Source organism: Enterococcus mediterraneensis (genome assembly GCF_900604485.1).
In the GTDB taxonomy this organism is placed as follows: Bacteria; Bacillota; Bacilli; order Lactobacillales; family Enterococcaceae; genus Enterococcus_C; species Enterococcus_C mediterraneensis.
Genome location: NZ_UWOP01000001.1, coordinates 2336465 through 2361343, shown reverse-complemented (window position 1 = coordinate 2361343; position 24879 = coordinate 2336465). Strand labels below are relative to the sequence as shown.

The 24879-nt window shown below is 40.1% G+C and carries 23 protein-coding genes; 1 reads left to right on the top strand and 22 read right to left on the bottom strand.

The genetic code is table 11. The annotated features are described in order from the left end of the window. Nucleotides 1–52 precede the first annotated feature (52 nt). From EFB00_RS11660 to EFB00_RS11640, 5 genes are all read right to left on the bottom strand, one after another. Complete coding sequence (locus EFB00_RS11660) at nucleotides 53–409, bottom strand: iron-sulfur cluster biosynthesis family protein (protein WP_122646957.1); 357 nt, start codon at nucleotides 407–409, stop codon at nucleotides 53–55. Nucleotides 410–601: 192 nt separating this feature from the next. Then, nucleotides 602–1213, bottom strand: coding sequence for an HAD-IA family hydrolase (locus EFB00_RS11655; RefSeq protein ID WP_122646956.1), 612 nt, complete (start codon nucleotides 1211–1213; stop codon nucleotides 602–604). A gap of 18 nt (nucleotides 1214–1231) precedes the next feature. Then, nucleotides 1232–2575 carry a PFL family protein gene (locus tag EFB00_RS11650; protein ID WP_122646955.1) on the bottom strand — a complete coding sequence of 448 codons (1344 nt, stop codon included), beginning with the start codon at nucleotides 2573–2575 and terminating at the stop codon, nucleotides 1232–1234. A gap of 14 nt (nucleotides 2576–2589) precedes the next feature. Next, nucleotides 2590–2856 (bottom strand): ACT domain-containing protein, encoded by a 267-nt coding sequence (locus EFB00_RS11645; protein ID WP_002290085.1) that lies wholly within the window; start codon nucleotides 2854–2856, stop codon nucleotides 2590–2592. Nucleotides 2857–2958: 102 nt separating this feature from the next. After that, nucleotides 2959–3627: a 2,3-bisphosphoglycerate-dependent phosphoglycerate mutase gene (locus tag EFB00_RS11640; RefSeq protein WP_122646954.1), complete on the bottom strand. Its 669-nt coding sequence runs from the start codon at nucleotides 3625–3627 to the stop codon at nucleotides 2959–2961. A gap of 282 nt (nucleotides 3628–3909) precedes the next feature. On the opposite strand from EFB00_RS11640, the gene EFB00_RS11635 reads away from it, so the two are divergent. Beyond that, a complete protein-coding gene (locus EFB00_RS11635) occupies nucleotides 3910–5277 on the top strand; it encodes an MATE family efflux transporter (protein ID WP_122646953.1) in 1368 nt (455 codons plus the stop codon). A gap of 97 nt (nucleotides 5278–5374) precedes the next feature. On the opposite strand, the gene EFB00_RS11630 is transcribed toward EFB00_RS11635, so the two are convergent. The 17 genes from EFB00_RS11630 to ligA all read right to left on the bottom strand — a co-directional run bounded on the left by EFB00_RS11630 (nucleotide 5375) and on the right by ligA (nucleotide 24879). Beyond that, entirely contained in the window at nucleotides 5375–5755 is a 381-nt protein-coding gene (locus tag EFB00_RS11630) for a P-II family nitrogen regulator (RefSeq protein WP_122646952.1), read from the bottom strand. Then, on the bottom strand, nucleotides 5752–6525 hold the full coding sequence (locus tag EFB00_RS11625; protein WP_122646951.1) for a DUF1538 domain-containing protein: 774 nt from the start codon (nucleotides 6523–6525) through the stop codon (nucleotides 5752–5754). Before EFB00_RS11625 ends, EFB00_RS11630 begins: the two co-directional genes overlap by 4 nt. Next, nucleotides 6522–7205 (bottom strand): DUF1538 domain-containing protein, encoded by a 684-nt coding sequence (locus EFB00_RS11620; RefSeq protein ID WP_122646950.1) that lies wholly within the window; start codon nucleotides 7203–7205, stop codon nucleotides 6522–6524. The genes EFB00_RS11625 and EFB00_RS11620 overlap by 4 nt, the downstream gene beginning before the upstream one ends. A gap of 462 nt (nucleotides 7206–7667) precedes the next feature. Continuing rightward, nucleotides 7668–8369, bottom strand: coding sequence for a M23 family metallopeptidase (locus tag EFB00_RS11615; RefSeq protein WP_122646949.1), 702 nt, complete (start codon nucleotides 8367–8369; stop codon nucleotides 7668–7670). Between the two features lie 374 nt (nucleotides 8370–8743). After that, nucleotides 8744–9835 carry a 5-methylcytosine restriction system specificity protein McrC gene (locus EFB00_RS11610; protein WP_241153436.1) on the bottom strand — a complete coding sequence of 364 codons (1092 nt, stop codon included), beginning with the start codon at nucleotides 9833–9835 and terminating at the stop codon, nucleotides 8744–8746. After that, nucleotides 9822–11909, bottom strand: a complete 2088-nt coding sequence (locus EFB00_RS13680) for an AAA family ATPase (protein ID WP_241153435.1) — start codon at nucleotides 11907–11909, stop codon at nucleotides 9822–9824. The genes EFB00_RS11610 and EFB00_RS13680 overlap by 14 nt, the downstream gene beginning before the upstream one ends. 343 nt (nucleotides 11910–12252) lie before the next feature. Beyond that, nucleotides 12253–13014, bottom strand: a complete 762-nt coding sequence (locus EFB00_RS11600; RefSeq protein WP_122646948.1) for an ABC transporter permease — start codon at nucleotides 13012–13014, stop codon at nucleotides 12253–12255. Continuing rightward, on the bottom strand, nucleotides 13007–13648 hold the full coding sequence (locus tag EFB00_RS11595) for an ABC transporter ATP-binding protein (protein ID WP_122646947.1): 642 nt from the start codon (nucleotides 13646–13648) through the stop codon (nucleotides 13007–13009). The genes EFB00_RS11600 and EFB00_RS11595 overlap by 8 nt, the downstream gene beginning before the upstream one ends. 370 nt (nucleotides 13649–14018) lie before the next feature. Beyond that, nucleotides 14019–14900, bottom strand: coding sequence for an aminoglycoside phosphotransferase family protein (locus tag EFB00_RS11590; protein ID WP_122646946.1), 882 nt, complete (start codon nucleotides 14898–14900; stop codon nucleotides 14019–14021). Between the two features lie 624 nt (nucleotides 14901–15524). Further along, a complete protein-coding gene (locus EFB00_RS11585; RefSeq protein ID WP_122646945.1) occupies nucleotides 15525–15929 on the bottom strand; it encodes a cytidine deaminase family protein in 405 nt (134 codons plus the stop codon). 28 nt (nucleotides 15930–15957) lie between these two features. Beyond that, nucleotides 15958–17328: a 23S rRNA (uracil(1939)-C(5))-methyltransferase RlmD gene (gene rlmD, locus EFB00_RS11580; protein ID WP_122646944.1), complete on the bottom strand. Its 1371-nt coding sequence runs from the start codon at nucleotides 17326–17328 to the stop codon at nucleotides 15958–15960. Between the two features lie 84 nt (nucleotides 17329–17412). Next, on the bottom strand, nucleotides 17413–18450 hold the full coding sequence (locus tag EFB00_RS11575; protein ID WP_122646943.1) for a diacylglycerol kinase: 1038 nt from the start codon (nucleotides 18448–18450) through the stop codon (nucleotides 17413–17415). A gap of 10 nt (nucleotides 18451–18460) precedes the next feature. Further along, nucleotides 18461–19891 carry an Asp-tRNA(Asn)/Glu-tRNA(Gln) amidotransferase subunit GatB gene (gatB, locus tag EFB00_RS11570; RefSeq protein WP_122646942.1) on the bottom strand — a complete coding sequence of 477 codons (1431 nt, stop codon included), beginning with the start codon at nucleotides 19889–19891 and terminating at the stop codon, nucleotides 18461–18463. Continuing rightward, complete coding sequence (gene gatA, locus EFB00_RS11565) at nucleotides 19888–21360, bottom strand: Asp-tRNA(Asn)/Glu-tRNA(Gln) amidotransferase subunit GatA (protein ID WP_122646941.1); 1473 nt, start codon at nucleotides 21358–21360, stop codon at nucleotides 19888–19890. The genes gatB and gatA overlap by 4 nt, the downstream gene beginning before the upstream one ends. After that, complete coding sequence (gene gatC, locus EFB00_RS11560; protein WP_122646940.1) at nucleotides 21360–21665, bottom strand: Asp-tRNA(Asn)/Glu-tRNA(Gln) amidotransferase subunit GatC; 306 nt, start codon at nucleotides 21663–21665, stop codon at nucleotides 21360–21362. The genes gatA and gatC overlap by 1 nt, the downstream gene beginning before the upstream one ends. A gap of 93 nt (nucleotides 21666–21758) precedes the next feature. Further along, nucleotides 21759–22856 (bottom strand): CamS family sex pheromone protein, encoded by a 1098-nt coding sequence (locus EFB00_RS11555; RefSeq protein ID WP_122646939.1) that lies wholly within the window; start codon nucleotides 22854–22856, stop codon nucleotides 21759–21761. Next, complete coding sequence (ligA, locus tag EFB00_RS11550; RefSeq protein ID WP_122646938.1) at nucleotides 22846–24879, bottom strand: NAD-dependent DNA ligase LigA; 2034 nt, start codon at nucleotides 24877–24879, stop codon at nucleotides 22846–22848. The genes EFB00_RS11555 and ligA overlap by 11 nt, the downstream gene beginning before the upstream one ends.

Below are 24879 nucleotides of genomic sequence, written 5' to 3'. Positions count from 1 at the left end.
TTTTTTATTTCCCCTCTTATTCTGTATTTTTATATAATTAGATTTTTACAAATCAGTGGCGTTCAACAGGTACATCGCCGGCGATCAAACCGCTATCGCCAGATAATTTTAAGCTGTAATAAGCTGGATCAAATGTCAATTTGATATTGTTTTCCAAATACTTTTCACCGCTTTTGCTGATCCAGACAGTTCCTAAGCTGGTTTCTAGCGGAATATTGTAAGCAGAGGTATCGTAATCAGTCGAGTCTTTTCCTAAAAGGATCATCTTGAACATATAGTCCATACCACAACTATATCCTTTGGTAGTAAATACGCTGTCGCCGTTCTCATAGTCTAAAAATAATTTGTCGCCGTCAGCCAATTTCTTTTCGATCATTTGTTTGGCATCTTCTGTGATTTCAAATTTCATATTTCTCCGTCCTTTCTGTACCGTTCGGTAGGTAAAGAATAACGCAGGTTTTCAAAAAAGTAAAAGATTCTGCTCACTCTGAAGAACTCTTTTGAAAAAACGCAAAAAAAGCCCGTAATATACGACATTTGGCTGACAGATATCTCTAGATATGTCTAAATCAGCTGTTTCGTATATTACGAGCTTTATAAATCAATCGATCGACAAGATCTCTTCCATCGAATGGATCGTGTAATCAGCTGGTACATTTTCTAAAAAATGGTCGATGTCATAAAAACAAGTTTTGACACCGGCATTTTTGCCAGCTTCAATATCCAGTACGCGATCTCCCACCATTACTGTCCGTTTGGGATCCATTTGATATTTCTCTACCAAATAATTCAGAGAACTTGGATCAGGCTTACGAGGAAACTGAGATTCAGGTCCCACGATTTCTTCAAAAAATTCTAACATTCCTTCTTTTACTAACAATTCGCGAGTCGAAACGATCGTACGATGAGTCAAGATATAATGTTTAGATCCTTGTTGTTTCAGTTGCGCCAATGTGTCATACACATGATCAAATGTGACTGGTTGGCGAGTATCAAGCGTTTCGTATTGATGGAAATCATCTGAGAATTCTTGGAAGTCCAGATGATATTTTTCAGTCAATGCTTTTGAAGATTTCTCTTTCAATAATCGATAAACAGCTTTTGGATCAGCAACTACTTGCCGATCTTCTAAAGCTTTCATCATGCTGTCAAGCATGATCGGATACGTATCGAATAACGTCCCGTCAAAATCCCATATATATGAATCAAACATTATTTTCTCACTATCTTCCTAATTTTTAAATGAATGGATCGGCGCCGGGATCCGCCCGCCTCGTTGGATAAAGTCCGTCGATTTCGCCGAATTCGTCCGCATGACTGGAGCAGTCCCCAGCAAACCGCCGAATTCGACAGAATCGCCGACTTTTTTATCTTTAGCGGGGATGATCCGCACCGCCGTTGTTTTATGATTGATGACACCGATCGCAGCTTCATCAGCGATCATCGCCGCAATCGTCTCCGCTGGTGTATCTCCTGGGATCGCGATCATGTCCAGACCCACTGAACAAATGGCGGTCATCGCTTCTAATTTTTCCAGATTCAGGTAGCCTTCTTCTACAGCTTTGATCATACCTGCATCTTCAGAAACCGGAATGAATGCGCCTGATAAGCCTCCCACATGGTTGCAAGCCATCACGCCGCCTTTTTTTACAGCATCGTTCAATAAAGCCAGCGCCGCTGTTGTACCGTGTGTGCCGACAGATTCCAAGCCCATTTCTTCCAAGATCAACGCGACACTATCGCCAACTGCCGGCGTAGGAGCTAATGACAGATCCACGATACCAAAAGGCACGTGCAATCGCTCAGAAGCGATTTGACCGACTAATTGTCCCATCCGCGTGATTTTAAATGCCGTCTTCTTAACTGTTTCAGCAACCACATCAAAAGATTCGCCTTTGACCTTTTCCAGAGCGCGTTTTACTACGCCCGGTCCGCTGACACCGACATTGATCTCGCAATCTGCTTCACCGACTCCGTGGAATGCTCCCGCCATGAATGGGTTGTCTTCCACCGCATTCGCAAAGACTACCAACTTCGCGCAGCCCATATCTGAAGCTTCGGCGGTTTGTTTGATGGTTTCTCCCATCAATTTGACAGCATCCATATTAATCCCTGCCCGTGTCGAACCGATATTGACAGAAGAACAGACAAATTCTGTTTCCGCCAAGGCTTCCGGAATCGATTGGATCAAGGACAGGTCCGCTCCTTGATAGCCTTTTTCGACTAATGCGCTATACCCGCCGATAAAATTGATCCCCACCGCTTTTGCGGCTTTGTCCAAAACTTTTGCAAAAGCAACACAGTCTTGCCCACCACTTGCGGAAGCAACGATGGCAATCGGTGTCACTGAGATCCGCTTGTTGATGATGGGGATCCCAAATTCACTGGCGATCTCGTCACCGACTTTTACAAGATTTTTCGCTTTGCTGGTGATTTTATTATAGATATTTTGACAAGTCTTTTCTGTGCTGGCATCGATACAGTCCAACAATGAAATACCCATTGTGATCGTCCGGATATCAAGATTTTCTTCTTCTACCATCCGGATCGTTTCAAGAATTTGTTTTGTTTCCATCATTTCCCTCCGAATTATAGTTTATGCATCGCATTGAAGATCTCTTCATTTTGAATGCTGATTTTGACGCCCAATGTGTTTTCAACTTGACTCAATGCTTGCTTGATCGCTTCTAAATCAGCCTCTGGTTGCATTTGCAACATCATCATCATGGTAAAATAATCTTCCATGATCGTTTGAGATACATCTAGAATATTGATATTCAATTCTGCCAACTTCTGGCTGACACCGGCAATGATCCCAACCTTGTCCTTCCCGACAACCGTTAAAATAGCTTTCATTATTCTTATTCCTCCAATTTTTTCAATAGTATACCATAATTTATGATAGTTTTATGAAAAATTCTGAAACAAACAGCTATTTCCTTCAGCCAATATTCGTCTTTAGAGGATCGATTTATTGATGATCTGCAAGTTCTTATCAAAGCGGTAATGGATCGGCTGAGCATTGGGGATATCAATGGTATCCATTTGGTCTTCTGGTACGTCCTCCAAATATTTCACCAGCGCCCGCAGACTGTTGCCATGTCCGGTAATCAAAACATTCTTACCCGAACGCAACAGCGGCGCGATCTCGTCTTGCCATAATGGCGCGACCCGCTGAACCGTCATTTGCAGATTTTCTCCATGAGGAATGTCTTGATCTGCCAGTTGTGCGTAACGGCGGTCAAAATGGTTTTCTTCTACTAATGGAGGCATTTCATAATAATCTCGACGCCAGCGTTTGACTTGATCCGCCCCGAATTCTCGTGCCATTTCATCCTTATTTTTCCCTACTAAAGCGCCATAATGCCGCTCGTTCAGACGCCAGGTTTTAAATGTCGGTATCCATAACTGATCGCTTTCTTCTAAGATGATCTGGCAAGTCAATGATGCCCGCTTCAATACTGACGTAAATGCAGCGTCAAATTCGATCTGCGCGTTTTTGATTTTTTCCCCTGCCTTACGAGCCTGTTCCTGCCCTTTTTCTGTCAGAGAAACATCCAGCCATCCCGTCCAATAATTTTCAAAATTTGCTTCACTTTCCCCGTGCCGCACCAGTACTACATCCATATGTCTTCCACCTCTCTTCCTTTATTATCCCAGTTTCTTTTAGAAATGTCATTTGCAGTTGACATCTTTTTTCATCTTTTTCATAAAATTTTCTTAAAGCTGTACCAATTGATTTTAAAAAATCTAAAGAACTGAGTTTATGCTATCAAGCATCTTTTTTGTAAGCATTAACAAATTGCTCTTTTTTTGCTGTATTTTTTGTATAAATCAGCTATTTGTGGTTCTATTAAACTATGGTAATATGTAATTTGCAAATATTCTGAAAAAAATTGAGGAGTTATCATGAGAGACCTAACTACAGGCACCCCAGCAAAGTTGATTTTTTTATTTACCATTCCATTACTCGTGGGAAATATTTTCCAACAGTTCTATAATATGGTAGATATGATCATTGTTGGGCAAACGATCGGTAAAGAGGCATTGGCAGCAGTCGGCGCGACAGGAAGTATCACGTTTTTGATTATTGGTTTTGCTCAAGGTTTGACCGCCGGGTTATCTATCATCACGGCGCAACGTTTCGGCGCTCAGGATTTTCGCGGTGTAAAGAAAAGTTTTGCTGTTGCTATTATAATTAGTTTCACAGTAACTGCTATTTTGACTGTTTTGAGTTTAGTATTTTTACGTCCGTTATTATTGCTGATGCAGACACCGCCGGATATTATCCAACAGGCACAGGAATTTATCTCCGTGATTTTAGGCGGTATGTTTGCCTCAATGGCGTTCAATCTTCTTTCAAATATGATTCGAGCGTTGGGAGATAGCCGAACACCTTTGTTCTTTTTGATTTTCGCTGTGATCATCAATGTGATTTTGGATTTGGTGTTTATTATCAATTTCCACATGGGGATCGCTGGGGCTGGGTATGCGACAGTTATCGCGCAAATTTCCGCAAGTTTGATGTGTGTCATCTATATCAAACGGAAAATCCCGTTACTGCAAGTCTCTAAAAGTGATTTCAAAATAGATAAAGACACGATTTTCACCCATTTGAATGCGGGCTTGCCAATGGCTTTCCAATCATCCATCATCGCTATTGGAGCGGTGGTATTGCAATCTGCTCTAAATAGTTTGGGAACAGATGTCGTAGCGGCTCAAGCCGCAGCCGGAAGGATCGACCAATTTGCCACTCAGCCAATGATGTCTTTTGGCGTAACTATGGCGACATTCACCGCTCAAAACTTCGGCGCTAAAAAATATGGTCGGATCCTGACGGGTGTCAAACAATGTTTGATGATGAGTTGTGCATTCAGTGTCGTAGCCGGGATCGTCGTAATCTTTTTCGGTGACCGGTTTGTTGGTTTATTTGTCAATGCAGGAGAAACAGAAGTCTTCCGTTTAGCTCAGATCTACTTTAATATCAACGCCAGTTTGTATTGGATCTTAGCAGTCCTATTCATTTTGCGCTACACCTTGCAAGGTCTGGGACAAACCAAGATCCCTACAATTGCCGGTGTGATGGAGTTATTGATGCGCTCATTTGCCGCGATCGTTTTGACCCACCTTTTCCAATATCCCGGTGCGGCAGCGGCTTCCCCGTTGGCTTGGTTAGGCTCCGTAGCCGTCCTATTCTATTCTTATATGAAAGCTATCAAAGAACTGCATCGTTTAGACGACGAGCAGTTGGCGTTGCACGAAAAAACCAGTGCTTAAATAGAAAAATCCGAACACCAGTGAGAAATGCTGCTGATTGCAGCACTCATGATGTTCGGATTTTTTATTTGTTTGTCATTATTATATCAACTTGCAGTTACTTTTTATCATCGTCTAACAGACGTTCCATATCTACAACTTGTCGATATGAATTGATCTCTGTGATCCCGATGACTTTGCTGATATCGATACTAAAACAAATACCATTACCGGGCTTATCGATATGAATACCGTTGCCGATCGCGTTCATGACTTCATTGGTCAATGTATCCGGCACTAAGGTCAACACGATATCTTTTTCAGGCTCAATCTCTAATCCAAAAAATTTAGCACTATCATGGACCCCAGACCCTTTCCCATGAAGGATCGTTCCACCATTTGCTCCTGCTTTTTTGGAATATTGAATGACATCTGAGCCAACACCTTTATCAACGATCGTAACAATCATCTCTAGATTCAATGCAACGGGTTTATTCATCTTCTTTCCTCCGATTCTTGTAATGCTTGTTTTTCTTTTAAGTAACGTTCTTCTTTTCGTTTATAGATGTAGCCTAATGCTAGTGTAGACAATATCGGTGTCAATGCGATCAAAGCCACCACACCAAAACCATCGATCAAGGGACTGCGCCCTTCGATCTGGGAAGCGATAGAAACGGCCATCGACAAAATAAAGGTTGAACACATCGGCCCTGTCGCTACGCCGCCATTATCAAATGCCATGGCCAAAAACATTTTATCGACTCTTCTGCCCAGTATAAAGACTAAGATGTAGCCGGGAATCAGGAAATAATAAAGACTGAAGCCCGCTAACAAACGCCACATAGAAAGTGCCACTGCAACACCGATCCCGATCGATACAACTGAAAGCAAGACTTTCGAACGGATCGTACCCCCGCTTTCTTCTTCCACTTGCTTGACCATCACGTGGATCGCCGGTTCGGCAAATCCAACCAGAAAACCCATCAACAAGCCTAACGGAATCAGAATGTAGTTGTTTTCCATGGAAGCCAACGCTGAGCCCAAATGCTGCCCAACTGGAACATAAGCGATTTCAACACCGTGTAAAAATAAAATCAGCCCGAAAGTCGTCAATAAGAAACCTTTCATGATCGCCCAAAACTTTTGTTTCGTCATTTTAAAACTGATAAAATTCATTAACACAAAAATCAATACAATGGGGAAAATCGCCATCAAAACATCTCTGACGATCAGTTCAAAACCGCCGAATATTTGAGTAATAAGACTCATTGGAAGATCACCCCCAGCAACATTACTGCTAAGATCGGTCCAAGTGATGAGATTCCTACCATCCCAAAGCTGTCATCTTCGCCTTTGCCTTTATGGATCATGCTCGTCAATCCGCTAGCCAATGCCAAAATAAATGGAACAGTGACTGGTCCAGTAGTTACACCACCTGCATCAAACGCAACAGGCATAAATTCTGCCGGAGTAAAAAATGAGGCTACTAAAACGGCTAGATATCCTACCATCATCAGCTTGTAATAAGAGACTTTAAAGACCACCCGCAATAATGCAAAGGCTAAGAAGATCCCCGTTCCTACACTCACGACTCCGATCAAAAGAAACTTTGTGATAGCGCCATCAGAAATGTCTCTGACTTGCTGTGCCAATACTTGAACAGATGGTTCCGCTATAGTGATCCCGATCCCGATAGCAAAACCAAGGCTGAGCATGATCGCTAGATTTCGTCGTTTGATCATGTACTCCCCTACCAGTTCGCCAACTCTCAGCATCGAGTATTCTGCTCCAAATAAAAAGAATGCCATCCCGATCATCATGATTCCTGCTCCAACAAGAAACGTGATCATATCATTGGTCTCCAATGGTGCAAAAACGAGCGTCAAAATGACGATCAATACAGTCATTGGTAAAATCGATACTATTACTTCTTGAAAACTTTTCCGCATCTCTCTCCTCCTCTGTATATTTCCTAATTCTAGTGTAACCTAAAAATAACATTAAGGACAACCTATTTAGAGATTTTTTCTAAATAATCTAAAAAAACTTTTTAAAAACTATATTTTTTCACTATAATTTTGCGATATTTTGAGTATTTTCTGTTATATAGTGGAAAATATTGTTTTTCTGCTTTATTGATTCCAAACAATAAAAAACAACGTTCCAATATAAGCAAAACAAAAGATGATTTATAGTGTGGATTTAGGTGGCACGATTTGGTGGGAGATTTTTAGATGATTCCGTGGAAACAGCATCTATCCGAATATCAATTTATACATTTCAAATGCTAAAAATCTATTGAAATAAACAGCTAGCATCAAGGAAAACTTCCTTTTGCTGGCTGTTCATTAATTTATTTAGGCTATTAGTGTAAGAGTGATTGGAATCTAATATTTTTCATTTTATACAATTCAATTTTTATAAAACCTGATCCTCTCGTCCCTCGAAGGAATTTGGCCGTGCACCGTTTTCCACTGGCCGTTTTGATAGACTTCATATTCTTCAAAACAGCAAGGAAGTCCTCGAGAATTTTTGATATCAGCACTATCCATCACTTGAAAATGGAGATGGGGAGACGTTGAATTTCCTGAATGGCCTACTCGCCCTAGCAAAGTTCCCTGTTTGATTTTTTCATTTAAAGAAACTGTGATCGAACCAGTTTTCAAATGGACAAATGCCATATAAATCTCATCGGAACACTTCATCACCAGATAATTCCCGGCGATCAAGCTGTATTCATCATTATTCTCGTCAAATGTCAAAGCATTTTTTACCGCACGAAACGATTCTCTCACCCAATGTACAGTTTTCCTTTCAGCAATCCCATCTACTAGTTCCACGATCTCTCCATCACAGGGCGCATAGATCTTTTCACCATAGCAATAAAACTTCTCAAGCGGCACACCAAATACGAAAAATCGCCAAAAACCAGCATCATACTCTTTATGCAAGTCTTTTTCATCTGCTCGTACAAAATCAAACGCATACCGCAATCCCATCCGATCCGTGCCATGGCTGGGAATCTTTTTTGCCGGCGTAGTTGGAGCAGTCCATTCTCCTCTTAAAGGAAATTCTATTTTAACAGGACGTTGGCGTTCATTAAAGCTTTCCATACTCACACCTCATTTGAAGTTAAAATATTTTCGCGACTTGTCAAAAATTGTCCGTCAAATTTGATTTATGCATGTGTTCGATTTTTTTCACGCGACTTTCTTACCCAATAGATCACTTTTATTTTAGCATCATTTCTTTATTAAGAGGTTATGAAGGAATCAAATCTTTATAAAGCGAATCTACCACAAAAAAAACGACGTCCAAAATGGATGTCGTTTCCTATGGGATTTTAATTCTCAAATTTAAATTATATGATTACCTCTATTCCTTTAGTTAAATACAACATTTTAAGATATTATGACTTATTTAACATATCTGGAAAATATCATTTAAGAACTCATCATCTCAAAACTCTATTTTTTGATGTTATTATTCATTTGGTTTCTGGGATGCTAACTCCACCTTTTCTCTGCTCTGTTTTAAAGAACGATTCTGCATGCATGAGCAACTCATTTTTTATTTTCTCAAATTTCTGGTTCATATCCAATGTCACTACTGATATCCTATTTCCATTGATCTCATAATGATGATTTGGTTGCTCTTTTGCAGTTGTCTTAGCATAAAGCAACATTCCACCAACCTCCTCATCTTCCCTTTTATGCCAGTTATTAACATAAGTGAACAATTGATATAAATTGGCTGATTTCTGTTTTGCGTTGCTTCCTGCAAATTTTGTTGCCATATTTTCAGAATAAAATTTTGTATCGATTATTAAGGTTTTATTCTGATCAGATAAGACAATATCCGTTTGCATAATTGGAAGTGCTTCTGTGAACCCGTTATCCACTTTCCAAGGTATTTGCGGATGAGTAACAATAAAACCAGTTTCACGCTTATAAAAAGCAAATACAAATTTTTCATAAAGTGACGAGAATCGTTGCTCATCTTGAATTTGTTTAGAATCATGTTTTCCAAGCGATGTACCAAGTAACAATTCTTCATATAAATATCGGCAAATATCAATAATAAATTGGTAGCGTATATTTTGACGATTATAGTGAACTCTTTTCCATAAAGTTGCATCTAATTCAATATCAGAGACATTATTGAAAAATGGAAGTAATCCGAAAAAAAATTTTTTATTGTCTCTAGAGGTGGATAATGATCTGCAAATCAAAATTAACGTAGCTTTGATTATCTGATTGAGTAGAATATCCTCAGAAAAATCATCATGCAGAACCATCAGTTTTTTATCTACCAATGCATTCTGTTTTATTGAGGCATTGATATCGATTTTCCCCCGAATAACCGTCGTTTTTTCAGATATTCTGACGTAGTCCTTTAACAGTCCTCCTCGAATCAATACAGGAACCCCAATTTTTAGAATTTCAGTATATAAATCTTTTGTGTTATGAAATTTTTCTACATCTACTTTTTGATATTCAGACAAGCTTAAAGCTTGATAAGCATAAGAAAGCATATAATAGATATTACGAACAGGAATATTTTCATTAGTCTTCAGCATAAGCTTGCCTCAACTGCTCTGACCAGCTATCTGCTTTTTGTTCATCATCAAACCAATATTCATAGAGTTGGGGAATAATTTCATATTCCACTACTTCTTCAATTCGTAAATCCGGATCAACTTCAAAAGCAGCACCTACGAAATAACTATGTCCAATCCTAAACCCTTTGCCGAGTTCTTCTGCGATTTGAAGGTTCATACTTTTTATAATTGTAATCACACGCTCCATTCTCTTCGGATTACCAATTTTAATCAAATAATCTAAAAAGGTCTGATTTTCAAACGCGGGATTTATTTCATAAAACGAAAACCTACGACGTAATGCATAATCCAACAGTGCTAAACTTCTATCAGCAGTATTCATCATTCCTATAATATAAAGATTGGCCGGTACCGAAAACTTCTCGTTAGAATAAAGAAGATTAACTGATTTCCCTCGTTTATCTGTTTCAATAAGCATCATCAGCTCGCCAAAAACCTTACTCATATTTCCCCGATTTATTTCATCAATTATAAAGAAATAATCACGTTCTGGATCTCGAGCAGCCTTTCTAGCAAACTTTACAAACGGCCCTTGCTTCAGCTCAAACCCTTCGCCATCCGCTTTAGGACGATAGCCTTCAATAAAATCTTCATAACTGTAACTTTGATGGAACTGAATCATCTGGATTCTTGAATCATCCTTTTCTTCCATCATCAAATAAGCTAATCTATCAGCAATAAAGGTTTTACCAACACCGGGTGCTCCCTTTAAAATCAGATTCTTCTTGTTTTGTAGTATAGACTGAAGTTTTCCAACCTCTTCTTCATCAATGAAAACTTCTGAAAGAAAATCATTTAACATATAAGGTGTATTCTCTTCAACTAATGGTCTAGATTCTACATAACGGATATAATAATCGATTGAACTACCTGATACACCTTTATATCGGTCATACGTTCCGTCAGCTAGTACCGTTTCTTTTATGTCTTTCAAGGCTTCGGTATCTGTCTCGCCAAAGATTAAAACGTTGAATTTTTTCTCAATATCTTTCAGGGAAGAAATTTTTTGTGCTATTGTCTTATCATTTAGAAATTCACCATTTTGTTGCACTTGTTGAGATAGCCACACTCTAAATTTATTGATAAGAAGTGATGTTTCATCGATTTGTTCATCATTTATCACCTGATCCATATAAATAATCCAATCAGGATATTCATTGAAGTTCGTTAGTATCTTTTGTGCAACTGGGTCTTGTAAGTCCCAAGAACCTTTATTTGTCCAGTTTACTAAATGGCGATGTTTATACTCCGAAACTTTATCGTCAAAATAATAATCTCCTATTACTACGCCCTTTCCAATGATACGTTTTGTCCCAGCTCTAGCATAAATGATATCTCCCGGTTTTACTTCATGATAAAAATCCCAAACTATTTTTGAATCATTTGCCGGTTTTACATTTCCACTTTTTCGTTCAGCAATTCTCTTCTCAATATCAGTTCGACTTTGATATTTTTCTAAATCACCTAAATAGTCCCAGTCAATTCCCATCACTCCATCAGAATAAAAATCATTCCACATCTTGGCGTCGTCACCAGGCATATAAATCCAGTAATTCACGTTATCATCAACTTGTCCATCTAGATTAGAAGTTTTCTTCTCCTTCTTTGGATATGTAAGGCTGGAATTTTCGGCATAGTATAGAAATTTTAAATATGAGCGAAGAAGTGTTCCTAATTGAGGTATTCCTCCGTAATTATCAGGCTTGCTACGTTTACCTTCGTCAAATGTCATCTGTGCATACTGCTTTTTCCACTGATCATTTTTTTCCACAAAATTCTTCGTATAACGTTTTTGCTTTCCTTCTAATATTGGTTTTATGTCATCATCATTTTCCGAAGTAATCCTTTGATACACCTTTTTATAATCTGGGTAGGACAGATAAGAAAAGAAGTTATCATTAAACCCAACACCTAAGTTGAATCTATCTAAAAGTGCACCTAATTTCTCTAAGTATGGTGCATACCAAATACCCGTCTTTTCACCTAGATTTTCTGTTACCCAACTAACATATTGTTGCTTTTGTTCTTCCATAAGATTACTCACCTCTGCCATCCCATACTTAAAAACAGTCTTATTATCGGTCAAAATTATAGCAAAAAACTGTAATTTATCTCTAATTATATCACGGAAACAATGCCTAATGTACGCACATAAAATAGGATATTTCACTCTAAACATCATAAGAGTTATTTGAAATACCTATCAAATTTAATTCATATTTTTTCCAATAACTTCTTACTTTTCTAAAATTAGAATAAACCCAAATAATTACTTTGCTCCATGGAAGTCTAATTTTTGAAGCTATAAACAGCACAAAATCCACGAATAAAAAAGCACTCTTCGCCATAAGAATGCTTTCTTTTACGATATTCAATCAATAGTTCAACTGCATACGATCATTAAAGTAGTCTTTATAAGCATAGTATCCGGCGATCACAGAACCGAGGCTTGTGGCGGATAATAACATGAACATCACCATGATTTGATATTTGATGGCGTGGACGGGATCTACTCCCGCAAGGATCAAGCCGGACATCATGCCTGGCAGGCTTACGAGCCCAACAGTTTTAGCCGAATCAATGGTTGGCTGCATCGCGGTTTTTATTGAGGCGCGTAAAATCGGCAATGCGGCTAGTTTGATGGGCGCTCCCAGAGCCAGTTTTTCAAGGACTTGCTGCCGCTGATCGTTAAATTGACTAGACATTTGCCGATAGCAAAGTCCGATGGCCACCATCGAGTTACTTGCGATCATTCCAGTGATCGGCACGATCTGTGAAGGCAAAAATTTGATCGCTCCGGTCAAAACCAATAAACCAAGAGTGATCGCGGTGGAAATGAAAATCGCGATAAAAGAGTGGCTCCATTGTTTATGAGAGTTGGGATTCCGCTTATTGGCTTGGATACTGGCGTTAAAAATGATTATGAGTGCCATCGCGACAGTCAATAGCGGTTCATTTGCTTGGAAAATATATTTTAAAACAAAGCCGATCACAATCAGCTGGATGACCGTCCTTACTACTGAAACGGCAATATCTTTAGAGATCCCCAGTTTTTCTTTCGTACTTATCCCAAAGGAAATCATTACCAACACCAAGGAAAACAATAAAGACCAATTATTGATATCTACACTATCCATTGATTATCTCTCCATCTTCAATCATGATCAGTCGACCTTCAGGATCTATCTCACTCTTATCATGGGTTATCTCCAGAATCGACATACCAGATTTTTCTTTGTCATTGATCAATTTTCGGACTATCCTTTTACTCTCGCTATCTAGTCCTGTAGTTACTTCATCCAGCAGTAAAACTTTAGGCTCAAAGATAAGATTTCTGATCATGGCGACTCGTTGCCGCTCTCCGCCAGACAGCTCGGTTATCTTTTTATCAAGAAATCCGCTAGCCAAGCCGACCTCTTTCAACAAAGAGATAGCTTTCTCCTCATCAAAAGGTTCCTTCCGGATTTCGTATGGAAATGCTAGATTATCTCTCACCGTGTTCCCAAACAGGGTTGGCTGCTGATAACAATAGGAGACTTCCTGTCGATAAGCGATCGGATCGATCTGTAGAATATTCTTATCATTATAAAAAATATCTCCGCTTGTGAAGGGCACCAAACCAGCTAACACTTTTAACAAAGTACTTTTCCCAGATCCGGACGGTCCGCTGATATAGACATGCTGTTTCTCAGGTACTGTAAAAGAAATATCATTTACGATCCTTTTATTATTCAATTCAACAACTAGATTTTCAACATTAATCAATAGAATCCACCTTGCCTAGAGTCATAATTATTTTTGACTGTTCCTGTTTTTTTAAATATTAAAACGCATATTGAAATTTTCATTTTAAAACCCAAACTTAATATCGTTATTTTACCATAACCGCCAGTTGATGCTAGAAGAAAGTACCTGATCATGCAATGTGTTTTTCAGATATTGACAAGTAACTTCATTGACCACTGTCACTATTGCGGTCATCAGATTACTCTGCTCTTAAGTTATTTGGGACATCAAAAAAGACCCTCTGGACCAAACCAGAGAGTCGCGAAAATATATAAATAAAACTTGTTGGCCTTATTTGTCCCGTATCAACAATGTTGCTGTCTTGATGGTAGTATCCTTTTCTCCAAAGGAACGTTTAACTATTCAATTCTTCCAAATACCAAGCTGGAACAGGATGTTGCATATTATCATACCAAGCAAGTACATCTTGTGATTGCCTCATCATTGTATCAATTTGAACTTGTCCAAATGGAATCGCCCAGTAAATAGACGAAAGTGTATTGCTGGATATGTAAAAAGCAAGTAATTTAAAAAACTCAATAGGTGGTTTGCCGCCAAAATAGCCATTTAGCTGTCCTGTAGCAAAATGTGGACTAGACTGAGCGCACCATACGATTCGATTAAACTCTTCCCATGGATCACCAAAATCAGGTCTGTCAAAATCTATGATAACGATTTTTCCATCTTCTATCATCATATTTCCGATATGATAATCACCGTGCTGGAAACATTGGGGGCGATTTTTAAGCAGGTCTCTATTTTTCTCAATATACTCTATTATCTTGTCATCGCCAACAAATCTCAAACCACATTCATTGTATTTTTGAATTTTATTATTCGTCTTGCGATTAAATCGGATATCCCATTCTTCTTCCATTGATGGTGCCGGAATTGAATGAATTTTTCGTAGTATTTCACCGGACTCATAGCCCAATTTATATTGATCGGCTTCTGATAAAAAAGGAATTATCTCTTCGGCGTCTTTGCCATGAATCCAAGTATGCAGCGAATAAACACCTTCAGAACAAATTCCAAATTCAACAGGCTTGGACATAGGGATACCTAAATCGACAATCTTTTGTAAAAGTTCAAATAAAGATTTCCTCGCTTCAAAGAGAGGGGAGGGGCTGATTCTCAATAAAAATTCCGAGCCGTCTTTTTTGGTTACATGATATTTTTTATCCTCAGACCAACCCTTATCAATAGGTATCTTAGAAATGAAATCGAATGTTTCCATATAACAATTCCCTATCATATATTTTTAGGATTAAACCAAAATCCCAGAAATGCATTATAATTTTCCAAATTTGCAAGCATCAACAACTGATTTATTGCCACTATATCTTATCTCGTATACTATCCATTTCACAATACTGTTCAATAGAATCTACCTTATTTAGATCCATAGTTGTCTTTATCTATAACTATTTTTCTTGAAAATTTATAACACTCAATGAATTACATTTTTAAATTAAAAATCATTATCGCTATTTTACCATAACCGCCACTTGATGCTAGAAGAAAGTACTCGATCAGGCAGACTGTTTTTTCACGTATAGATAATGGCCTACTGTCACTTTTTTAGCAACCCGATTATCCTTCTCTTCAGTTATTTGGGACATTAAAAAAGACCCTCTGAACCAAACCAGAGAGTCGTGTAATTTTATAAATCAAACATTTTTGCCTTATTTGTCCTGTTGTAGCAATGCTACTGTCCCAATATGCGGTGAGTTTTATGATATTAAAGTCTTGTCATCTAATATTTTAAAGTTGAGTTGCCAGAATTACTTTCACGAAATCTGCCCTTTAGATCGAGTTGACAAAATAGATGTCAAAGCTACTTGATTTGACGGATTAGATATCATAATTTAAATCTATCATATCCCCACCAATTTGGGACGAGTTCTCTCAGGGTGATTGTCTCTCTTGAGTCCAAATCAAGTAAAAATTCAATATCTCCGCTTTCATTATCTAATTGCATCATGAATTCCCGACAGGCTCCACAAGGTAGACCAACCTTTTCATTAGACATGATGGCAACCACTTTATCAATTTTACTTTCTCCGTTTGTAATCATATTTGCTATCGCATTTCTCTCAGCACACATTCCAAGTGAAGATGCGGTATCGATACAAACCCCAACATATATGTTGCCACTTTTAGTCAGTATTGCTGAAGAAACAGCGCCAGCATCTATAAAGGGAGTTATTGTTCTGTTATTTTGCACTTCTTTAGCTTTATCAAATAATAATTTCCAAATATCCATTCAAATTACTCCTATTTTAGGTTGATAATCAATCCATTCTTGTAATCAACGCCACGCACTCAATATGATGCGTCTGCGGGAATAGGTCTACTGGCTGGATTTTTTTCGTTTGGTAGCCTTTTTCAGCAAAAAAGGCCAAATCACGAGCCAATGTTGCTGGATTGCAGGAGATATAAACGATTCGTTCCGGTTCGACTTCACAAGCTGCTTCAATAAATTTCGCATCTAATCCTTTTCTTGGCGGATCGACAAAAATCACCGTAGGATTCACTTCTTCCCGCGCCCATTGCGGCATTACTTTTTCCGCTTTACCTACAAGATACGTCGCGTTAGTGATCCCATTTTTTTCAGCGTTGTATTTTGCATCTTCTACTGCACTTTCAATAGTTTCCATTCCGTAGACGTATTTGACCCGATCAGCTACAGATAAACCGATCGTACCGATTCCAGAGTAAGCATCGATTACCACATCATCTTTTTTCAAATCAGCAAAATCGATCGCTGTTTGATACAAAATCTCTGTTTGTTGGGTATTGACTTGGTAAAATGATTTAGCCGAGATCCGGTAAGTATTTCCCAAAAGCTGATCCTCGATAAAAGAAGAACCAAAAAGGACTTTTTCTTTTTGACCCAGGATCACATTGGTTTTCTCTTCATTGATATTTTGGATGACAGAAACGACTTCCGGCAATTCTTCGTGGATAACGTTTGCGATCTCTTCACCTTTGAAGAATTTTTCTTTTCTAGTCACTAAAACTACCATCATTTGATGAGAATAGTGTCCGCGGCGGATCACGATATGACGTAGGAACCCTTCATGAGCTTCTTCATTGTAGGCTTTGACATTGAAGCGTTGCAAGATATCTCTAACGACCAAGATAGCTTTATCGATCTCTGGATCTTGAATAGCAAAATCTTCGATTGGAACCAGATCATGACTGTTTTTACGATAAAAACCGGTCTGTAATTTGCCTTCAACCTTTTTTACGGGAATCTGAGCTTTGTTGCGATAATGATATGGTGCCGCCATCCCGATTGTGTTTAATACAGGAACATCTGGCAATTTGGCTACCCGCTGCATCAAGTTTTTCACTTGATTTTGTTTGAACAAAAGCTGTTTTTCATAGCTTAAATGGCTCAACGGCGCAATACCGGTCCGTAATAGATCTTCATTATCAACAGTTTGACGATCAGGGCTTTTTTCCAACCACTCCATAACTTTCGCAAATCCAAATTTATTGCCGACCTTTAAGATTTTGATTCGGACTTTCTCACCTGGCAAAGCATTCTCGATAAATACTGGATAGTGATCAAATTTTGCGATCCCCATCCCTTCATGTGTCAAATCAAGGATCTCAACAGTATGTTCTTCATTTTTTTTGATTGGGTATTCTTTCATTTTGTGCTCCTTGTCATTTTCTGCATTATAAGAGAAAAACACTTTACTACGCTTTTGCTGCAAAGTAAAGTGTTTTCCCTTTGATTACTTCTTGTCAGCGATTTTTCCGTCGCCGTCAATATCTTCGTCTGTCAGTTTTTCTACTTCTTTGATGAAGTCTTTGCTGACTTCTTCGTATGCTTCTTCTTCCGTATCAGATAAAGCATCTTCTGGGATCATATCCGTATTCGCAAAGATCTCGATATGATTATGGAGATTTTCAAATGTCATTGGTGCATCGCCGCCGTATTCACCGTCCAGATTGATCATCAGGCGACCTTCTGATTCGGGAGTTTTTACAGTCAGCTTGGATGTTTTCGTATAGATCAGTCGTTTATCGTTGATATGTTTACCGCCGTTCATCATCAAAGCTACCAAATGAACGATTTCAAAAATATTTGCCGTTTTTACGATGATCAAAGAAAATTTTCCGTCATCCAATTTCGCGTCCGGCGCGATTTGTTCAAAACCGCCGACAGAATTCGTCAATCCTAGGAAAAACATCGACGCATTGCCGTCATAGATGCCATCATCATATTCCAGATGCATTTTGATCGGTTTGACCCGCGGCAATAGTTCCGCCCCTTTAACAAGATACGCAAGATAGCCAAAAATACTCTTCAGTTCAGAAGGCACATCATAGGTCAACTCTGTCAAATGCCCGCCGGCTGCAATATTGATAAAGTAAAGTCCATTGGTTTTACCGATATCCATTTTAACTGTTTGATCTTTCAAGATGACTTCTGCGGCATCTTTGATATTGTTTCTAGGGATCTTCAAAGCGCGAGCATAATCGTTCGTAGTACCTGCTGGAATGATGGCTAACTTCGGTCTTTTTTTCAAAGGCGCGATGCCGTTGACAACCTCATTGATAGTACCGTCTCCGCCAGCTGCCACGACTAAATCAAACCCGGCTTTTCCAACGCGTTTTGCTTCCAGCATCGCTGAATCAGGGGCAGGTGTAGTGGCATACGCACTGGCTTCATAGCCAGCGCGTTCCAATACATCCAAAATATCTGCAAGATTTCTTTTCAGGGTTTCCTTACCTGAAGTTGGATTGTAAATGACTCTCGCTTTTTTCATACCTGCTCCTTTAACGTTTCGCCAATTCTTCTTGCAATAATTTATTGACGATTGCTGGATTTGCTTTCCCTTTCGTAGCTTTCATGATTTGACCGACTAAGAAGCCGACTGCGCGATCTTTACCGTTTTTGAAGTCTTCAATAGATTGTTGATTGTTGTCAAGGATCTCATTGATGATCGGTAATAATTGAGCAGGGTCAGACAATTGTACCAAGCCTTTCGCTTCAACGACTTCTTTCGCATCGCCGCCGTTTTCGATCAATTCACGGAAGACTTTTTTCGCGATTTTTGAGCTGATCGTACCATCTGCGATCAATTGGATCATACCGGCTAAGTTATCCGGAGTCAATTTGGTTTCTGTCAGTTCCAGTTTTTCACTGTTCAGATAAGCAGAAACTTCACCCATCAACCAGTTGGAAGCTTGTTTGGCATCAGCGCCGGCTGCTAATGTTTCTTCAAAGAAATCAGACATTTCTTTTGTTAACGTCAAGACTTTTGCATCATATTCCGGCAAGCCCAGTTCTTGGACATAGCGCGTTCTACGTGCCGCAGGAAGTTCTGGCAATGTCGTTTTGATCCGTGCGATCCATTCATCATCGATCACAAAGCGCGGAATATCCGGCTCTGGGAAGTAACGATAGTCGCTAGAACCTTCTTTGACCCGCATCAGGATCGTTTTATTCGTTGTTTCATCAAAACGGCGTGTTTCTTGTTGGATCTCGCCACCTGACAACAAGACTTTTGCTTGGCGTTTTTCTTCGAAGGCCAAACCTTTTTTCACAAAACTCATAGAATTCAAGTTTTTCAATTCAGTTTTTGTACCAAATTCTTCTTGTCCATAAGGGCGTAAAGAAATATTCGCGTCACAACGCATAGATCCTTCTTCCATCTTCACATCAGAGACTTCTGTAAATTGGATGATAGAACGCAATGCTTCCAAATACGCGTATGCTTCTTCTGGTGAACGCATATCCGCTTCGGAAACGATCTCGATCAAAGGTGTTCCTTGACGGTTCAAATCGACGTATGAATAGCCGCCTTTGCCGTGCATGTTTTTTCCGGCATCTTCTTCCAGATGGACCCGTTCGATACGGATTTTTTTCTTTTTGCCTTCTACTTCGATCTCGATCCAGCCGTCGTGTCCGATTGGCTGATCGAATTGAGAAATTTGATAAGCTTTCGGATTATCTGGATAGAAGTAGTTTTTACGATCGAAATGAGTATCTTTAGAGATCTCACAGTTCAACGCCAACGCGGCTTTCATTCCAAATTCCAACGCTGTTTTGTTCATAACTGGTAAAACACCTGGATAGCCCCAGTCGATAACATTGGTATTGCTGTTAGGCTCCGCCCCGAAATGTGCTGGCGCCGGCGAAAAGATTTTAGAGTTGGTTTTTAATTCTACGTGGACTTCTAGTCCAATGACAGTTTCAAAGTTCATTCGGCATCTCCCCCTAAAATCACTGGCATTTTCTTATGAAAATCCGTTGCTTGTTCAAATGCGTATGCTGCTTTATACATGGTCGCTTCATCAAAATGTTTACCGATGATTTGTAATCCCACTGGCAATCCTTCAGAAAAACCAGCTGGTACGGACATCCCTGGAAGTCCAGCCAAGTTTACTGGAATCGTCAAGATATCACTCATATACATAGTAATCGGATCATTGATGTTTTCTCCTAGCCCAAAGGCAACTGTTGGTGAAGCAGGACCAATAATCAAATCGTATTCGTTAAACACTTTATCAAAGTCTTGTCTAATCATTGTCCGAACTTGTCCGGCTTTTTTGAAGTACGCATCGTAATAGCCGGCACTCAATGAGAATGTTCCCAGCATGATCCGACGTTTGACTTCTGTTCCGAACCCTTCACTGCGGGAGTTCACATAAACATCTTCCAGATTTTTCACGTTTTCGGAACGATAGCCGTAACGGATACCGTCAAAACGCTGTAAGTTTGAGCTGGCTTCAGAAGAAGCGATGATATAATAAACCGCTACACCGTATTTTGAATGAGGCAGGCTGACTTCTTCAACTGTTGCGCCTAACGCTTTGAACGTTTCAGCAGCTTTCAAAACAGCTTCTTTGACGCCTGGTTGTACGCCTTCACCTAAATATTCTTTTGGTAAAGCGATCTTCATTCCTTTAACATCACCAGTCATTCCTTCGGTGAAGTCCGGTACGGAAATACCAGAAGAAGTTCCGTCTTTTTCATCGAATCCGCTGATTGCTTCTAATGCCAGCGCGTTGTCTTTAACTGTGCGGGTCATTGGACCGATTTGATCCAAAGAAGAAGCAAATGCGATCAATCCAAAACGGGAAACTCGTCCGTATGTTGGCTTCATCCCAACGATTCCATTAAATGACGCTGGTTGGCGGATTGATCCGCCTGTGTCGCTTCCAAGGGAAACAGGAATTTGTCCTGCGGCTACCGCTGCAGCTGAACCACCGGAAGATCCGCCGGGAACTTTCGTGTGATCCCACGCATTTTTAGTTTTCTTGAAATAAGAGGTTTCAGTACTTCCACCCATCGCAAACTCATCCATGTTCAGTTTGCCCACAGGGATCATATCTGCTTGATACAATTTATCCATTACTGTTGCATCATAGATCGGTTCAAAATTGGAAAGGATCTTAGAAGCTGCAGTAGTCAAGATACCTTTCGTTACGATATTGTCTTTGATCCCGATCGGAATCCCAGCCAAGACATTGTCTTCGGCAATTCCTTTTTCGTCGATTGCTTTGGCTTGAGCCAGTGCTTTTTCTTCCACCAGCGTGATAAATGAATCGACTGCGGGTTCTGTTTCTTTGATGCGGTCCAATGTCGCTTGTGTCAAATCAGCCGCTGTGATTTCTTTTGAAACCAGCAGACTGTGTAATTCTTCTAAAGTTTTGTCATAAAGTTTTTCCATTATGCGCCAGCCTCCCCGTTATCGATGATAGCTGGTACTTTGATAAAGCCATCTTCTGTTTCCGGAACATTTTTCAACAGTTCATCACGATCCCAACCGGCTTGTGCTCGGTCAGGGCGCATCACATTCACTGTTTCAACCACATTGGATGTGAATGGAACTCCTGTCGTATCTACTTCATCGAGTAATTCTACCATATCGATGATTTTTCCTAATTGCGTTGTGAATTCATGCCGCTCCTCATCAGAAAATGATAATTTTGCCAGTTTGGCCACATGTTTGACTTGCTCTTCACTAATCGCCATTGTACCCCTTCTTTCTAAAAAACGTACCTTCGTACAAGTCTTTTTTGATTTTCCTTATTTATAATGAAATACTTCGCGGAATTTTGCAAGTAACTAATTAAAAACATAAGAGATAACTTCTTTTTCGCCGGCTTTTCTGGCAACGAAGGCTTGCGGTCCTTCAATGGAATTGATTTGGACTTCCACGGTTCCCGGTATCCCTTCGAACACGGATTCTACTTGTTTGCCGACAAACTGCGTAAAGCTGGTGATCTCTGTTTTGCTGTAGTATTTGGAATCGATATAGACGGTTAATGTTTGGACTTGGTCATCTACATAATACACTTTACCGGTAACTCCGGAAAGCTCAGGGAAAAATCCTTGGATCGCGTCACGAAAACTGGTGAACTTAGTATTCATCCCGTCTTGTGTCGCGGTATTTTTTGCAGAAGAAAGGACTGGCAGCGTCAGATACTCTTCATTGACTTTATCAAAACGGTCGATCGTTGTACCGCCGTCTTTGCTTACTGCCGTATAGATATACGTACCGCCATTGATATTTTCTTTAGCTGCTTGTTCAAAAATCCCCACTACGATAGGAACTTTTTCCAAGCCGGAGATTTTTCTGACGCGAGTCAATACTGCATTGATCGTTTTGCGGGCTTGCGCCATGATTTCATCCCGTGTAATCTCTTGAGGTTTTTCCGAGGAGTAATCTACGGTGTTGAACGCAAAACCCAGACTGATGCCGCCAAGCGTTTTGCCGTCTTCTTTGATAAAATCCTGTTCCAGCAATCCTTGAAAAATAATCGGCTGCTTTTTGTCTTGTGGATTCAAGCCGTCTTTGTTTTCATCGCTATAGCGTTCCAACCAAGAACGGATCGTTTCTTCATCCAATTTTTGCCCTTCTTGGAAAAAATAATCATCGGCAGAAAAGGTATTATGGGAAAGCCGCAACAAGCCATTTTCGAAGTTTTCTTGATTATACCCGCTGTTGATTTGATCAGCAGTCAATCTGCGGGCAGCGCTGGTCTGGTAGCGGCCGTCTTTCATTAAGGCTTGATACGCTGAACTGTCTACCCGTCCAGTAGTGATACTGCCGGCACTGGTTTTTTCGCCGGTGTTGACGTTGGAAATGCCGCTTTCCAGATTTCCGCAGGCACTCAACAAAAGAGCAGCGGCCGTTAAAAGGAATAGTTTCTTAGTCTTCATTTTCACTTCCTCCTTCTAAAGCGGCGACCATTTGCGCTTCTGTCCAAACATCAATGCCTAATTGCTTTGCTTTGTCCAGTTTACTGCCGGCCTCTTCACCAGCTACTACGATATCTGTTTTTTTAGATACACTGCCGGTAACCTTACCGCCTAGATTTTCAATTTTTTCTTTTGCTTCTTCTCGTGTGAAATGACTCAATTTCCCAGTCAAAACAACTGTTTTCTCTTTGAATACTGAATCGACTTCTTCCAGTTCTTCGCTGGTTTTTCCTTTGTATTCAAAATTGACGCCGGCTTCTTCTAATTCCGTCAGCAATTCATGAACCTCTTCATTTTCAAAATAAGTAACGACACTGTCCGCAATGATCTCACCGATCGCGTTCAGACTTAAAATCGTCTCTTTGTCGGCTTTTGTGATCGACCACAAGTCACCAAAGTGTTCCGCCAAGATCTTAGCGGCTTTGCTGCCTACGTGGCGGATACCAAGACCAAACAGCAAGCGTTCTACTGAATTGTCTTTGCTTTGATCGATGGCTGTTAGTAAGTTATTCGCGGATTTTTCTTTGATCTTATCTAAAGTCAGAAGCTGTTCTTCCTTCAAAGAATACAAATCAGCCACATCTTTTACTAGACCGCGATCATACATTTGAGCTAAAACGCGAGGTCCGAGACCATCGATATTCATGGCATTTCTTGAAACGAAATGGCTCAATCCTTCTTTGATCTGAGCCGGACATTTCGGATTGATACAGCGCAGCGCGACTTCTTCATCCAAATGGACCAGTTCACTGTGACAAATCGGACAATGTGTAGGGATTTCATAAGGCTGACTGTCTTCTTCTCGAAGATCCAAAAGCACTTGAGCAACTTCCGGAATAATATCACCGGCTTTGTAGATCACCACTTTATCTTTTAGCCGGATATCTTTTGCCTTGATGTAATCCACATTATGCAAGCTGGCGCGGCTGACCGTCGTACCTGCTACCCGTACTGGCGTCATAACTGCAGTCGGCGTCACAACACCTGTTCTTCCAACTGTCCATTCGATATTTTCGATGACCGTTTGTGCTTCTTCCGGCGGGAATTTATAAGCGGTCGCCCAACGAGGAGCTTTAACCGTGAAGCCTAATTGATCTTGCTGATCGAAATCATTGACCTTGATCACGACACCATCGATCTCATAAGGCAGCTCGATCCGTTTTTCATGATATTCTTCGATATAGTCCCAGATCTCTTCGACGGAATGACACAATCGTTTTTCCGGATTGGTCCGAAAACCGATCCGTGCCAACTCGCTCAATGCGTCAAACTGATTGTTAGCTTCCAAAGGTCCGAAATCCGCTACGGTATACAAAAAGGTATTCAGATTCCGATGTGCTGTGATCTTGGTATCTAACTGACGCAAACTCCCAGCGGCAGCGTTTCGCGGATTAGCAAAAATATCTAATCCCGCTTCTTCCCGCTGTTGATTCAATTTGACAAAGGATTCTTTCGGCATATAGCACTCGCCGCGGACCTCCACTGAAATAGGCTCTTTTAGACGCAGTGGGATCGATTTGACGGTTTTTAAATTAGCGGTGATGTTTTCACCTACCGTTCCGTCTCCGCGAGTCGCACCTCGAACAAAAACACCATCTTCGTATCGCAACGAAATCGACAACCCATCGATTTTTAATTCGCAAACATAAGACACTTGATCGCCCAACGCTTTTTTCACGCGAGCATCAAAAGCAATGATCTCTTCTTTGCTGAAGACATCCGATAAACTGTAAAGCGGACGGTCATGGACAGCTTTTTCAAATCCTTGCAGTACTTGTCCGCCTACTCGTTGGGTAGGCGAGTCCGGTGTAATCAGCTGTGGATATTTGTCTTCGATTTCCACTAATTCATGGTACAAACGATCATAAACATAATCTTCCACAGTCGGCTGATCTTTCACATAATACTCATATGCGTACTGATTTAATTGTGTTCTGATCTTCTCTGCTTTTTCGGAGAGTTTACTGATTTCTGTTTGGCTCAT